The following is a 12,906-nucleotide window of genomic DNA, read 5'->3' as shown; positions in this document are numbered from 1 at the left end:
TTCCAGAGGAGGACCAAGGTGACCAACCCCGCCGAGAGGCTCGTGGATCTGCTCGACCTGGAGCGGATCGAGGTGAACATCTTCCGCGGCCGCAGCCCGCAGGAGTCGCTCCAGCGGGTCTTCGGCGGGCAGGTCGCCGGCCAGGCCCTGGTGGCGGCCGGGCGCACCGTGGAGGACGACGAGCGCCCGGTGCACTCGCTGCACGCCTACTTCCTGCGGCCGGGCCGCCCGGGCGTGCCGATCGTCTACCAGGTGGAGCGGGTGCGCGACGGGCGGTCCTTCACCACCCGGCGGGTCACGGCGGTGCAGGAGGGCCGGACGATCTTCAATCTGACGGCCTCCTTCCACCTCCCGGAGGAGGGCGCCTTCGAGCACCAGCTCCCGCCGCGCCACCTGACCGACCCGGAGAGCCTGCCGAGGCTCCCGGACGAGATCCGCGACCACCTCGGCTCCCTGCCGGAGGCCCTGGAGCGGATGGCCCGCCGCCAGCCCTTCGACATCCGCTATGTGGACCGCCTGCGCTGGACGAAGGACGAGGTCACCGGCGCGGACCCGCGCAGCGCGGTCTGGATGCGCGCGGTGGGCCCGCTGGGCGACGACCCGCTGGTGCACACCTGCGCGCTCACCTACGCCTCGGACATGACCCTGCTCGATGCGGTCCGGATCCCTGTCGAGCCGCTGTGGGGCCCGCGCGGCTTCGACATGGCGTCCCTGGACCACGCGATGTGGTTCCACCGCCCCTTCCGCGCCGACGAGTGGTTCCTCTACGACCAGGAGTCCCCGATCGCCACGGGTGGGCGCGGACTGGCGCGGGGGCGGATCTACGACCGCGAGGGGCGGCTGCTGGTGTCGGTGGTGCAGGAGGGGCTGTTCCGGAAGCTGTAGGGGCTGCTCAGGTCCCCGGCAGGGTGTCCTGCTCCACCTCGTGGCGGCGGGTGCGGATGTCCGGGCCCGCCGGGTGCAGCTTGGCGTCGCAGGCCGGGCCCAGGCCCGTACGGCGGGACTCAGGGCCGGTCAGGGGGCGGCCGCAGAGGCGGCAGCGCACGGGGCGGATTTCGGCGGGGGCGGAATCGATGTCGATTGCCAGTGGTTCGTCTCCCATGCTGAGATCAAACCCCATCGGTGTGACAAGGAGCTCCCATGAGCCTGTACGACATCCCGCTGACGACCCTGACCGGTGACCCGGTCTCGCTCGCCGACTTCCGCGACAAGGCCGTCCTGGTGGTCAACGTGGCCTCCCAGTGCGGTCTGACCCCGCAGTACGCGGGCCTGGAGCGGCTGCAGAAGGAGTACGGGGAGCGCGGCTTCACCGTGCTCGGCGTGCCGTGCAACCAGTTCGCGGGCCAGGAGCCGGGCAGCGCCGAGGAGATCGGGACGTTCTGCTCGGCGACGTACGGGGTGAGCTTCCCGCTGCTGGCGAAGACCGAGGTCAACGGGGACGGCCGGCACCCGCTGTACGCGGAGCTGACCAAGGCCGCGGACGCCGACGGCGAGGCCGGTGACGTGCAGTGGAACTTCGAGAAGTTCCTGATCGGGCGGGACGGCGCGGTCACCCGCTTCCGTCCGCGCACCGAGCCGGAGGCCGCGGAGATCGTCAGCGCCATCGAGGCCCAGCTTGCCTGACCCGGGGGTGGTGGAGCGGCTGCGGGCCGCGGGCTGCGTCTTCGCCGAGGAGGAGGCGGAGCTGCTGCGCGCGGCGGCGGCCGGTCCGGACGCGCTCGACGCGATGGTCGAGCGGCGGGCGGCCGGCCTGCCGCTGGAGCACGTGGTGGGCTGGGCCGAGTTCGGGGGGCTGCGGATCGAGGTCGACGGCGGGGTGTTCGTGCCGCGGCGGCGTACGGAGTTCCTGGTGGCCCAGGCGGTGCGGCTCGCCCGGCCCGGCGCCGTCTGCGTCGACCTGTGCTGCGGCTCCGGCGCGGCGGGGGCGGTGCTGCTGGCGTCCGTCGAGGACGCCGAGGTGCACGCCTCCGACATCGAGCCGGCGGCGGTGCGCTGCGCCCGCCGCAATGTGGAACCGCGCGGTGGCCGGGTGTACGAGGGCGACCTCTTCGACCCGCTGCCGGCCGCGCTGCGCGGCCGCGTGGAGGTCCTGGTCGCGAACGTCCCCTACGTGCCGACCGAGGACATCGCCCTCCTCCCGGCCGAGGCCCGCGAGCACGAGCCGCTGGTCGCCCTCGACGGCGGCACGGACGGCCTGGACGTGCTGCGCCGGGTCGCGGCCGGCGCCGCGCAGTGGCTGGCCCCCGGCGGGCACCTGCTGTGCGAGACGAGCGAGCGCCAGGCGGACCGGGCGCTCGCCGCGGTCGCCGCGCACGGCCTGACGGCCCGGGTCGTCACGGACGAGGAGCTGTACGCGACGGTCCTGGTGGCGACCCGCCCGTAACGGCGCGGATCCCGTGACGGCGCGGATCAGGAGTCACGGCGCTTCAGGCGGCAGCGGGCCGGGCCCAGGGCCTGGAGGGTGATCGCGGAGTCGAGCGGCACATGGGTGTCGATCGCCTCCAGCTCGTGGCCCTGGAGGATCATCGCGAGCGCGATCACCGACTCCAGCATGGAGAAGTGCTGGCCGATGCAGGCGCGGGGGCCGCCGCCGAAGGGGAAGTACGCGTAGCGCGGGCGGGCGGCCTCGGCCTCGGGGGTGAAGCGGTCGGGGTCGAAGCGCTCCGGGTCGTCCCAGTAGCGCGGGTGCCGGTGGGTGACCCACGAGGAGACGATCACGTCGGCCCCGGCGGGGATGGTGTGGCCGCCGATCTCGGTGGCCGCCACCGCCCGGCGGCCGATGGCCGGGGCCGCCGGGAAGAGCCGCATGGCCTCCTTCAGGACCTGGGTGAGATACGGCAGGGCGTCCACGTCGGCCGCGCCCGGGGTACGGCCGGCGAGGACCCGGTCGAGTTCCTCGTGGGCGCGCGCCTGGTGCTCGGGGTGGCGGGCGAGCAGGTGGAGCGCGAAGCCGAGCGAGGTCGCGGTGGTCTCGTGGCCGGCGAGCAGGAACACCAGGACCTGCTCGCGCAGTTCGGCCGGGTCGAAGCCGCTGCCGTCCTCCTCGCCGGCGGCGACGAGGAGGGTGAGCAGGTCGCGGCCCTCGCCCGCCGTGCCGGCCGCGCGCCGCTCGGCGATGATCCGGTCGCAGACGGCGTACAGCTCCTCGTGGGCGACGGCGGCCCGCCGGTTCGACGGCGTCGGCCAGGAGCGGGGCGGCTTGCGGGGCGAGTAGCCGCGCCGGGACACGTACGCGCCGAGCACCGGGAAGCAGCGCTCGACGATGCCGACGGCCTCGTCGACGTCGGTGCCGAAGAGGATGCGGGCGACGGCGCGCAGCGCGAGTCCGGTCATCTCGTGGACGACGTCGACGGTCTCGGCGCCACGGGCGCGCCAGCCGTCGGTGAGCCGGGTGACCTCGTCGGCCACGGCGGAGGCGTAGGTGTCGACGCTGCGGCGGGTGAACAGCGGCTGGACGAGCCTGCGTTGGCGCAGGTAGTCCGCGTCCTGGCTGGTCAGCAGGCCGTTGCCGAAGGACTCCCGGATCTCCTGGTAGAAGGCGTTGTCCTTGCGGAAGTTGGCGGCCTCGCCGGCCAGCACCTGCTGGGCGCCCTCGGCGGAGAAGACGCAGTGCACGGTGGCCCGCATGCCGGGTGGTCCGGCGGTGATCCGGACGACGTCCCCGTGGTCGCGGCGGGCCTTGAGGAAGGTGCCGAGCGAGTCGTTCTTGAGGTCGAGCAGCGAGCCGAGCAGCGGAAGTCCGGTGAGTTCGGGAATCGCGGACGTGGTGCCGGTGGTGGTACTGGAGTGGATCGCCATCGTGCCGTCTCCCCCTTGTGAGCTTCGGTGGCGCGTCGATTCTGCCCCAGGCGGGCGGCGCTGTCCGCCCGGTTGTCAGTGGTGTCTGCGAGGCTTCCCGCATGAACGCGAACGAGGCAGAAGGACCGGAGCCGGTCCTGCAGCTCACCATCGACTGCGCGGACCCGCGCCGACTGGTCCCCTTCTGGGCCGCTGCGCTGCGGTACGTGCCGGAGCCGCCGCCGGAGGGGCATGCGACGTGGACGGCGTACTGGCGGGCGATCGGCGTGCCCGAGGAGGAACTCGGGGACGGCGCGGGCGAGTTGCCGGAGTCGATCGTGGACCCGAAGGGCGTCGGCCCGCGGGTCTGGTTCCAGCAGGTCCCCGAGCCGAAGACGGTGAAGAACCGGCTGCACCTCGACCTGAAGGTGGGCGGGGGCCGGGCGGTGCCGCTCCCCGTCCGCCGGGCCCGGGTGGACGGGGAGGTGGCGCGGCTGACCGCTCTCGGCGCCTCGGTGCTGCGCACGATGGACGAGCCGGACGGGATGGACTACTACGCGGTGGTGCTCCGGGACCCGGAGGGCAACGAGTTCTGCGTCGTATGAGCCCTCCGGGCCCGGGCGGCCCGGGGCCTGGACTCCCCGGGGGCCGGTGCGCCGGGTGCCGCGGGTCAGCGGATCGGCATGCCGGAGAGGGTGCGGGCGATGACCAGGCGCTGGATCTCGCTCGTGCCCTCGAAGATGGTGTAGATCGCGGCGTCGCGGTGCATCCGCTCGACCGGGTACTCGCGGGTGTAGCCGTTGCCGCCGAGGATCTGGATGGCCTGGGCGGTGACCTTCTTGGCGACCTCGCTCGCGTAGAGCTTGGACATCGAGCCCTCGGCGGAGGTGAACGGCTTGCCGGCGGTGGCCATCCAGGAGGCGCGCCAGACGAGGAGGCGGGCCGCGTCGATCTGGGTGCGCATGTCGGCGAGCTGGAAGGCGACGCCCTGGTTGTCGATGATCGGGCGGCCGAACTGCTCACGGGTCTTGGCGTAGTCGAGGGCGACCTCGTACGCGGCGCGGGCGGTGCCGACGGCCATGGCGCCGACGGCGGGGCGGGAGGCCTCGAAGGTGGCCATGGCCGCGTTCTTGACGCGCTCGCCGTTGCCGGCCTGCTGGGCCTTCTCGCGGGCCCGGGCGAGGCGCTCGTCGAGCTTCTCCTTGCCGCCGAGCAGGCAGTGGCCGGGGACGCGGACGTTCTCCAGGACGACCTCGGCGGTGTGCGAGGCACGGATGCCGTGCTTCTGGAACTTCTGGCCCTGGGAGAGGCCGGGGGTGTTCGGCGGCACGATGAAGGAGGCGTGGCCCCTGGAGCCGAGCCCGGGGTCGACGACGGCGACGACGACGTGGACGTTGGCGATGCCGCCGTTGGTCGCCCAGGTCTTGGTGCCGTTGAGCACCCACTCGTCCTTGGCCTCGTCGTAGACGGCGCGGGTGCGCATGGAGGCGACGTCCGAGCCGGCGTCGGGCTCGGAAGAGCAGAAGGCGGCGACCTTGACGTCGTCGGCGTCTCCGTACATCTGCGGGACCCAGGTGCCGATCTGCTCCTCGGTGCCGTTGGCGAGGACGCCGACGGCGGCGAGGCCGGTGCCGACGATCGACAGGGCGATGCCGGCGTCGCCCCAGAAGAGCTCCTCCATGGTCATCGGGATGCCGAGGCCGGTCGGGTCGAAGAACTGCTGCGCATAGAAGTCGAGGGAGTAGATTCCGAGCTTGGCGGCTTCCTGGATGATCGGCCAGGGGGTCTCCTCGCGCTCGTCCCACTCGGCGGCCGCGGGGCGCATCACGTCGGCGGCGAAGCCGTGGAGCCAGTCGCGCACCTGCTTCTGGTCGTCGTTGAGTTCGAGCGTGAACTCGGCCATGATCCCTCCCGGCGGTGTGTTACTTGCGGTAACACTATCTTGTTACCGACGGGTACAGCGTGTCAACCAGCAACGGAGCGTTCCTGTCCGGCCCTCTCGGGCAGCGGCCGGACGGCACCGGGTGCCGTCCGGGTGTTACGTTGCGACAGCCTCAGGAATTTCGTACGGGCGGGGAGACACGCTGATGACCACCACACACCGGAGCACCACCGAACAGCAGAAGCCGGCCGACCAACGGCGGCGGGAACTGCTGGAGGCGGCGGACCGCGTGGTGCTCCGCGACGGCCCGCAGGCCTCGATGAACGCGATCGCCGCCGAGGCGGGGATCACCAAGCCGATCCTCTACCGCCACTTCGGCGACAAGGGCGGCCTCTACCGGGCCCTCGCCACCCGCCACACCGACGCGCTGCTCTCGGCCCTGCGGGCCGCGCTCGACGCGCCGGCGGACCGGCGGCAGCGGGTCGAGTCGACCCTGGACACGTATCTGGCCTCCATCGAGGCCATGCCGCAGGTCTACCGCTTCCTGATGCACCCGGCCGAGGAACCGCACCAGGCCGAGCAGGGCTTCGACGTCGGCCGGCACTCCGCGCCGCTCCTTCGCCGGATGGGCGAGGAGCTCGGCCAGGTCATCGCCGAGCGCATCGACCTCGGCCCGGGCGGCGAGGCCCAGGCACGCATCTGGGGCCACGGCATCGTCGGCATGATGCACGCGGCCGGCGACTGGTGGCTCGGCGAGCGCCCCTGCTCCCGCGCCGAACTCGTCCGCAGCCTCGCGGACATCCTCTGGGGCCGCCTGGCCCAAGCCCAGGACCGCGCCGACGGGCCCGGTTTCTGAGAGGCTCTGCCCGCCGGCCTGACCGGGGTGCCCACGACCAGAGCCGAGGCCTCAAAGAAATCAGCCCTCCAGCACCTCCACGCCTCCCTGTCCCCACGGCTCCTTGCGGATCTTCCGCAGCAGTCTCCGCCGCGACCAGCCCGTCACCAGGTCCGCGTAGACGCCGCCCGCCAGGTGGTCGCATTCGTGCTGGAGGCAGCGGGCGAAGAAGCCGGTGCCCTCGACGCGGACCGGGGTGCCGTCGACACGGACGCCCTCGACGACCGCGTGGTCGTAGCGCGGGGTCGGGGCCTCCAGGCCCGGGAGGGACAGACAGCCCTCGGGGCCGCGGAACACGTCGCCGTCGGCCTCGACCAGGCGCGGGTTCACGACATGGCCCAGGTGCCGGACGTCCTCGTCGTCCGGGCAGTCGTAGACGAAGACCCGCAGCCCCTCGCCCACCTGGTTGGCGGCGAGGCCGACGCCGTTCGCCGCGTACATCGTCGCGAACATGTCCTCGACGAGCCGGGCGAGTTCCGGGCCGAAGTCGGTCACGGGCTCGCAGGGGGCGTGCAGCACGGGGGCGCCGAGGAGGGTCATCCCCCGGACGCGGCCGGAACTGCCGGGGATCGGGCGGTTTCGCATGGGCGCAAGGGTACGTTCAGGGGTCGATGTGGCTGGTCGGCGGTGCCGCGGTTCGGGCTGCTGGCCGGATCTCGATAGGCTGAGCCCGGACCGACGCAAGGAGGAACAAGGACGATGTCAGGGAACGCCGCTAATCCAGAGCCGCTGTCGGCGCGCGCCAAGCTCGCCGTGACCGCGGGCAAGGCCGCCGCCGCGGTGTCGCGTGCGGCCGGCCGCGGCAGCGGATCGGTGATCGGCGGCCGGGTGGCGCTGAAGCTCGACCCCGATCTGCTGGGACAGCTCGCGCAGCACCTCGATGTCGTGCTCGTCTCGGCGACCAACGGCAAGACCACCACGACCCGCCTGATCGCCGAGGCCCTGCGGGCCGCGGGTCCGGTGGTGTCGAACGCGCTCGGCGCCAACATGCCCGCCGGTATCACCTCCGCCCTGGCCGGCGGCTCGGAGTCCAAGTACGCCGTGATCGAGGTCGACGAGAAGTACCTGGCCGGTGTGGCCCGGGACACCTCGCCCAAGGCGATCGCGCTGCTCAACCTCTCGCGCGACCAGCTGGACCGCGCCGCCGAGACCCGGATGCTCGCCGAGAAGTGGCGCGAGGGCCTCAACGGCAGCAAGGCCGTGATCATCGCCAACGCCGACGACCCGCTGATCGTCTGGGCCGCGTCCTCCTCCCCCAACGTGGTGTGGGTGGCCGTCGGGCAGGAGTGGAAGGACGACGCCTGGTCCTGCCCCGCCTGCGGCGGTGTGCTGCAGCGGCCCGGTGACGACTGGTTCTGCGGCGAGTGCGGCTTCCGCCGCCCCGCGCCGAGCTGGGCCCTCAACGGCGACCACGTGCTCGACCCGCACGGCTCCGCCTGGCCGATCCGGCTCCAGCTGCCCGGCCGCGCCAACAAGGCCAACGCCGCCACCTCCGCCGCGGTCGCCGCGGTGTTCGGGGTGCCGCCGCAGGTCGCCCTCGAGCGCATGTACCAGGTGCAGGCCGTCGCCGGCCGCTATGACGTGGTCACCTTCCAGGGCCGTGAGCTGCGGCTCCTCCTGGCCAAGAACCCGGCGGGCTGGCTCGAAACGTTTTCCCTGATCGACCAGCCGCCCGCCCCGGTGATCCTCTCCGTCAACGCCCGCGGCGCCGACGGCACGGACACCTCCTGGCTGTGGGACGTGGACTACGGGCGCCTGGCCGGCCACCCGATCATGGTGATCGGCGACCGCAAGCTGGACCTGGCCGTGCGTCTGGAGGTCGCGGGCGTGGACTTCCGGGTCTGCGAGACCCTCGACGAGGCCGTCACGGTGGCCCCGCCCGGGCAGATCGAGCTGATCGCCAACTACACCGCCTTCCAGGACGTCCGCCGCCGCGTCGGCAACTGACCCCGGCCCCGACACGACTCGCAGAAGGACTTGCAGCATGAGTGACAGCAGCCTGCGGGTGGTCTGGGTCTACCCGGACCTCCTCAGCACCTACGGCGACCAGGGCAACGTCCTCGTCGTCGAACGCCGCGCCCGTCAGCGCGGCCTCAGCGTCGAGCGCCTCGACGTGCGCAGCGACCAGCCCATCCCGACCTCCGGCGACATCTACCTGGTCGGCGGCGGCGAGGACCGCCCGCAGCGGCTGGCGGCCGAGCGGCTGCGCCGCGACGGCGGTCTGAACCGCGCGGCGGCCAACGGCGCGATCATCTTCTCGGTGTGCGCCGGCTACCAGATCCTGGGCCACGAATTCATCAACGACCTGGGCGAGCGCGAGCCGGGCCTCGGCCTGCTCGACGTGACCACGGTCCGCGGCGAGGGCGCCCGCTGCGTCGGCGACGTGCTCGCCGACATCGACCCGCGGCTCGGCCTGCCCCAGCTCACCGGGTTCGAGAACCACCAGGGCGTCACCCACCTCGGCCCGACCGCCCGCCCGTTCGCCCGGACCGTGTTCGGCAACGGCAACGGCACCGGCGACGGCACCGAGGGCGCGTACAACGACACGGTCTTCGGCACGTACATGCACGGCCCGGTCATGGCGCGGAACCCGCAGATCGCGGACCTGATGCTGAAGCTGGCGCTCGACGTCAACGCGCTGCCGCCGACCGACGACCGGTGGTACGAGGCGCTGCGCGCCGAGCGCATCACGGCGGCCTCGCAGCCCGCCTGACGCTCCACCAGGCCCGCACGTCTGAGCGGGCTAGCGCACATTGGATTCGTAAGTAAAGACGGTGTCCAATCTGCGGACATCCGGTTCGGCCCCGCCACTTTCCACCGATAGGGTGGCGGGGATCCAGCCGGACGACGTGGTCCGGGAGTCGGCCCACGTTGCAAAGGTTTTTGGGCTATGCGCATTGGTGTGCTCACCTCCGGCGGAGACTGCCCCGGTCTGAACGCCGTCATCCGGTCCGTCGTGCACCGCGCCGTCGTCGACCACGGTGACGAGGTCATCGGCTTCCACGACGGATGGAAGGGCCTCCTGGAGGCGGACTACCGCAAGCTCGACCTCGACGCGGTGGGCGGCATCCTCGCCCGCGGCGGCACCATCCTCGGCTCCTCCCGGGTCCAGCCGGCCCACCTCGTCGACGGCGTGGAGCGGGCCAAGGGTCATGTCGCCGACCTCGGCATCGACGCGATCATCCCGATCGGCGGCGAGGGCACCCTCAAGGCGGCGAACCTGCTCTCCGAGGCCGGGCTGCCGATCGTGGGCGTCCCGAAGACCATCGACAACGACATCGCCTCCACCGACGTCACCTTCGGCTTCGACACCGCCGTGACCGTCGCCACCGAGGCCCTGGACCGGCTAAAGACCACCGCCGAGTCCCACCAGCGCTGTCTGGTCGTCGAGGTGATGGGCCGGCACACCGGCTGGATCGCCCTGCAGTCCGGCATGGCGGCCGGCGCGCACGCCATCGTGGTGCCCGAGCGTCCCTTCGACATCGACGAGCTGACCGCCCGGGTCGGCGCCCGCTTCGAGGACGGCAAGCGCTTCGCGATCGTCGTGGTCGCCGAGGGCGCCAAGCCGCGCGAGGACGGCTCGATGGACTTCAAGACCGCCGGCACCGACATCTACGGCCACGAGCGCTTCACCGGCGTGGCCAACCAGCTCTCCGTGGAGCTGGAGCGGCGGCTCGGCAAGGAGGCCCGCCCGGTGATCCTCGGCCACGTCCAGCGCGGCGGCACCCCCACCGCGTACGACCGGGTCCTCGCCACCCGCTTCGGCTGGCACGCGGTCGAGGCGGCGCACCGCGGCGACTTCGGCAAGCTGACGGCGCTGCGCGGCACGGACATCGAGCTGGTGCCGCTCGCGCAGGCCGTGGAGACCCTGAAGACGGTCCCGGCCGACCGCTACGCCGAGGCGGAGAACGTGCTCTGACGGAGACCGCGCGGGGGCTTCCTCGCCACGAACCGCCCCCGGTCGCGATCGCGGCCGGGGGCGGTTCTAGTCTGGTCCGGACATCAAGCGCGACAACAGCGCGAATCGGGCGCCAGGAGTAGATAAATGGATCACAGCGGGCACGGCATGCCCATGGATCTGCCGCCGTTCACGCTGGGGCGGGGCCTGGAGTTCTCCCCCGACCTGTTCTTCCTGATCGGCTGTGTCGTCGGGCTCGGCCTCTACGGCTGGGGCGTGGCGCGGCTGCGGAGGCGCGGGGACGCCTGGCCGGTCGGCCGGACGGTGTTCTTCACGGTGGGCGTGCTGACCATCGCACTGGTGATGTGCACCAGGCTGAACGACTACGGCATGGTCATGTTCAGCGTGCACATGGTGCAGCACATGGTGATCTCCATGCTGTCGCCGATCCTGCTGCTGCTCGGCGCGCCGGTGACGCTGGCGCTGCGGGCGCTGCCGGTGGCCGGCCGGGGGTCCCTGGGCCCGCGCGAGCTGCTGCTCAAGCTGCTGCACAGCCGGTACATGCGGATCATCACGCACCCGGCGTTCACCATCTCGATGTTCATCGCGAGCCTGTACGCGCTGTACTTCTCGCCGCTCTTCGACTTCCTGATGGGCTCCAAGACCGGTCATGTCGCGATGATGATCCACTTCCTCGCGGTGGGCCTGGTGTTCTTCTGGCCGATCATGGGAGTCGACCCGGGTCCGCACCGGCCGGGCTATGTGATGCGGATGCTGGAGCTGTTCGCCGGCATGCCGTTCCACGCCTTCTTCGGCATCGCCATGATGATGGCCGGCGAGCCGCTGGTCGAGGTGTACACGAACCCGCCGGCCTCGCTCGGCATCGACGCCCTCGCCGACCAGCAGGCGGCCGGCGGCATCGCCTGGGCGTTCAGCGAGATCCCGTCCGTGCTCGTGCTGATCGCGCTGACCTACCAGTGGTACCACTCCGAGCAGCGGCAGGCGGCCCGCAAGGACCGGGCCGCGGACCGGGACGGCGACAAGGAGCTGGAGGCGTACAACGCGTACCTGGCCTCGCTCCAGACACGCGGACGGTAGTTCCCGCGCACGCTCCCGCCACATTCCCGCACCGTTCCCGCGCACAGAGCGCGACGGGCGTACGACAGCGCGTCCGAGGTATGGCGCGCGCCCCTCCTCCGGGGTCACGATGGGCGGGAGGTGGAGGAGGGCGGAGCGATGATGTCCGGTCCCACGAAGACGATGGGTGTGATCACCTTCGCCGCCCTGGTGCTGATCACCACCTACACGGTGGCGCTCGGCAGCAGCGGCTGGCTCTGGTTCGGCTGGGTGGTGCTCGGCGTGGCCACCATCGGGATGGCCGCCGCGGACGCCGGCGAGCCGCACGCCCGGCCCGTACGACCCCGTCGCCCCAAACCGCACTCCTGAGGCTCAGCCCGTCCCCGTCAGCAGCACCCACACCTGGCCCGGCGCGAAGTTCAGCGGCGCCCCCTCCGGGGTGGTGAAGGTCGTGCCCCGGTCCTCGTCCGGACGGCTCCAGCGGGCCGGATACGCCCGCCCGTCGCGCAGCACCTCCGCCGTACCGGAACCGGTGGTGACGGTGTACGGGGAGACGGCGCCCAGGAAGTCGTGGAAGCGCGAGGCCCGCACGGTGACGTGCTGCACCACGACGGTGGCCGGTGCGAGCGGACCGTCCGCGCGCCCGTCCATGGCGACGTGCCAGGCCTTCGCCTCGGGCGCCCAGGTGAACGTGTAGCGAGCGGCGGGGAAGCGCACGGTGCGGCTGTTGACCGGGGTTCCGTCTCCCGGGGCCGGGCCGAAGCGGAAGCCGATGTCCTTGGCGTGGGTGGCGTCCGGCGCGGTGGCGAGGGCGCGGGCGGGCCGCACGTACAGGTTGTGCGGAGCGCTGCGGGCCGGGTCGCGCCGGAAGGCGCCGGGGGTGGTGCCCTCGGAGACCAGGTGCAGCGGCGCGGCCTTGAGCAGCGGGGTGAGCGCGCTCTGCGCGCCCGAGTAGGCGAGGACGGGGCTGCCGAACTGGCGCAGCAGGGCGAGGTCGGACTCACGGGCGCTGCGGACCGGGCCGACGAGTTCCGGCGGCCGGGAGGAGTAGACGGCCATCAGCCGGGTCTGGCCGGACTCCACCTGCTCGACGTAGACGAGGTCGGCCGCGGCGAGGCCGGTGTGCGGGCGGGCGGCGGGCACGTTGTCGATCTTCACGGCGAGCACGGGGCCGGACCGGGCGGGCAGCCCGGTGAGCGGCGAGATGCCGACGGGCGGGGTGGCGGGCGCGGGTGTGCGGGTCGGTGCCGGCGGTGTCTCCGACGGGCCCGAGCCGGAGCAGCCGTACAGTCCGGCGGCCGTCACGGCGCACAGTACGGCGGTGGCGGCGGCGCCGGGACCTCTGTGCCCGCGCGCGCCTGTCATGGTCAAGTTCCT

General features: G+C 72.5%; 15 protein-coding genes. 10 read left to right on the top strand and 5 right to left on the bottom strand.

The features are described from left to right. Positions 1–18 precede the first annotated feature (18 nt). Positions 19–885 carry an acyl-CoA thioesterase II gene (locus AB0M18_RS19550; RefSeq protein ID WP_365759548.1) on the top strand — a complete coding sequence of 289 codons (867 nt, stop codon included), beginning with the start codon at positions 19–21 and terminating at the stop codon, positions 883–885. A 7-nt stretch (positions 886–892) separates the two neighbouring features. Here the strand turns inward: AB0M18_RS19550 and AB0M18_RS19545 are convergent, their stop codons facing one another. Beyond that, positions 893–1,102: a DUF6011 domain-containing protein gene (locus tag AB0M18_RS19545; RefSeq protein WP_365759546.1), complete on the bottom strand. Its 210-nt coding sequence runs from the start codon at positions 1,100–1,102 to the stop codon at positions 893–895. 38 nt (positions 1,103–1,140) lie between these two features. On the opposite strand from AB0M18_RS19545, the gene AB0M18_RS19540 reads away from it, so the two are divergent. Then, the gene (locus AB0M18_RS19540) at positions 1,141–1,623 is read left to right on the top strand and encodes a glutathione peroxidase (protein ID WP_365759544.1); all 483 of its coding nucleotides are present in this window, start codon (positions 1,141–1,143) and stop codon (positions 1,621–1,623) included. Then, positions 1,616–2,383, top strand: a complete 768-nt coding sequence (locus AB0M18_RS19535; RefSeq protein WP_365759542.1) for a putative protein N(5)-glutamine methyltransferase — start codon at positions 1,616–1,618, stop codon at positions 2,381–2,383. Before AB0M18_RS19540 ends, AB0M18_RS19535 begins: the two co-directional genes overlap by 8 nt. 26 nt (positions 2,384–2,409) lie before the next feature. On the opposite strand, the gene AB0M18_RS19530 is transcribed toward AB0M18_RS19535, so the two are convergent. Continuing rightward, positions 2,410–3,798, bottom strand: a complete 1,389-nt coding sequence (locus AB0M18_RS19530) for a cytochrome P450 (RefSeq protein WP_365759540.1) — start codon at positions 3,796–3,798, stop codon at positions 2,410–2,412. Between the two features lie 101 nt (positions 3,799–3,899). Here AB0M18_RS19530 and AB0M18_RS19525 point away from each other — a divergent pair, with 101 nt between their 5' ends. After that, positions 3,900–4,382 carry a VOC family protein gene (locus tag AB0M18_RS19525; protein ID WP_365759538.1) on the top strand — a complete coding sequence of 161 codons (483 nt, stop codon included), beginning with the start codon at positions 3,900–3,902 and terminating at the stop codon, positions 4,380–4,382. 65 nt (positions 4,383–4,447) lie between these two features. On the opposite strand, the gene AB0M18_RS19520 is transcribed toward AB0M18_RS19525, so the two are convergent. Continuing rightward, on the bottom strand, positions 4,448–5,680 hold the full coding sequence (locus tag AB0M18_RS19520) for an acyl-CoA dehydrogenase family protein (RefSeq protein WP_365759536.1): 1,233 nt from the start codon (positions 5,678–5,680) through the stop codon (positions 4,448–4,450). A 184-nt stretch (positions 5,681–5,864) separates the two neighbouring features. Between AB0M18_RS19520 and AB0M18_RS19515 the strand changes: the two genes are divergently transcribed. Further along, complete coding sequence (locus AB0M18_RS19515) at positions 5,865–6,515, top strand: TetR family transcriptional regulator (RefSeq protein WP_365759534.1); 651 nt, start codon at positions 5,865–5,867, stop codon at positions 6,513–6,515. Positions 6,516–6,575: 60 nt separating this feature from the next. Here AB0M18_RS19515 and def read toward each other — a convergent pair whose 3' ends face one another. Further along, positions 6,576–7,139 carry a peptide deformylase gene (def, locus tag AB0M18_RS19510; protein ID WP_365759532.1) on the bottom strand — a complete coding sequence of 188 codons (564 nt, stop codon included), beginning with the start codon at positions 7,137–7,139 and terminating at the stop codon, positions 6,576–6,578. Between the two features lie 114 nt (positions 7,140–7,253). Here def and AB0M18_RS19505 point away from each other — a divergent pair, with 114 nt between their 5' ends. The 5 genes from AB0M18_RS19505 to AB0M18_RS19485 all read left to right on the top strand — a co-directional run bounded on the left by AB0M18_RS19505 (position 7,254) and on the right by AB0M18_RS19485 (position 11,898). Next, positions 7,254–8,501, top strand: coding sequence for a MurT ligase domain-containing protein (locus AB0M18_RS19505; RefSeq protein ID WP_265866768.1), 1,248 nt, complete (start codon positions 7,254–7,256; stop codon positions 8,499–8,501). Positions 8,502–8,538: 37 nt separating this feature from the next. Next, complete coding sequence (locus AB0M18_RS19500) at positions 8,539–9,267, top strand: glutamine amidotransferase (protein WP_365759529.1); 729 nt, start codon at positions 8,539–8,541, stop codon at positions 9,265–9,267. A gap of 177 nt (positions 9,268–9,444) precedes the next feature. Continuing rightward, a complete protein-coding gene (locus AB0M18_RS19495; RefSeq protein ID WP_265866770.1) occupies positions 9,445–10,473 on the top strand; it encodes a 6-phosphofructokinase in 1,029 nt (342 codons plus the stop codon). A gap of 126 nt (positions 10,474–10,599) precedes the next feature. After that, positions 10,600–11,550 carry a cytochrome c oxidase assembly protein gene (locus tag AB0M18_RS19490; RefSeq protein WP_365759527.1) on the top strand — a complete coding sequence of 317 codons (951 nt, stop codon included), beginning with the start codon at positions 10,600–10,602 and terminating at the stop codon, positions 11,548–11,550. A gap of 138 nt (positions 11,551–11,688) precedes the next feature. After that, a complete protein-coding gene (locus tag AB0M18_RS19485; protein ID WP_365759750.1) occupies positions 11,689–11,898 on the top strand; it encodes a hypothetical protein in 210 nt (69 codons plus the stop codon). A 3-nt stretch (positions 11,899–11,901) separates the two neighbouring features. Here the strand turns inward: AB0M18_RS19485 and AB0M18_RS19480 are convergent, their stop codons facing one another. Further along, on the bottom strand, positions 11,902–12,894 hold the full coding sequence (locus AB0M18_RS19480; protein ID WP_365759525.1) for a DUF3048 domain-containing protein: 993 nt from the start codon (positions 12,892–12,894) through the stop codon (positions 11,902–11,904). Between the last annotated feature and the right edge of the window lie 12 nt (positions 12,895–12,906).

The organism is Streptomyces sp. NPDC051909 (assembly GCF_040681095.1).
GTDB lineage: Bacteria > Actinomycetota > Actinomycetes > Streptomycetales > Streptomycetaceae > Streptomyces.
The sequence above is the reverse complement of the archived record's forward strand: the minus strand, read 5'-3'. Positions and strand labels throughout refer to the sequence as shown.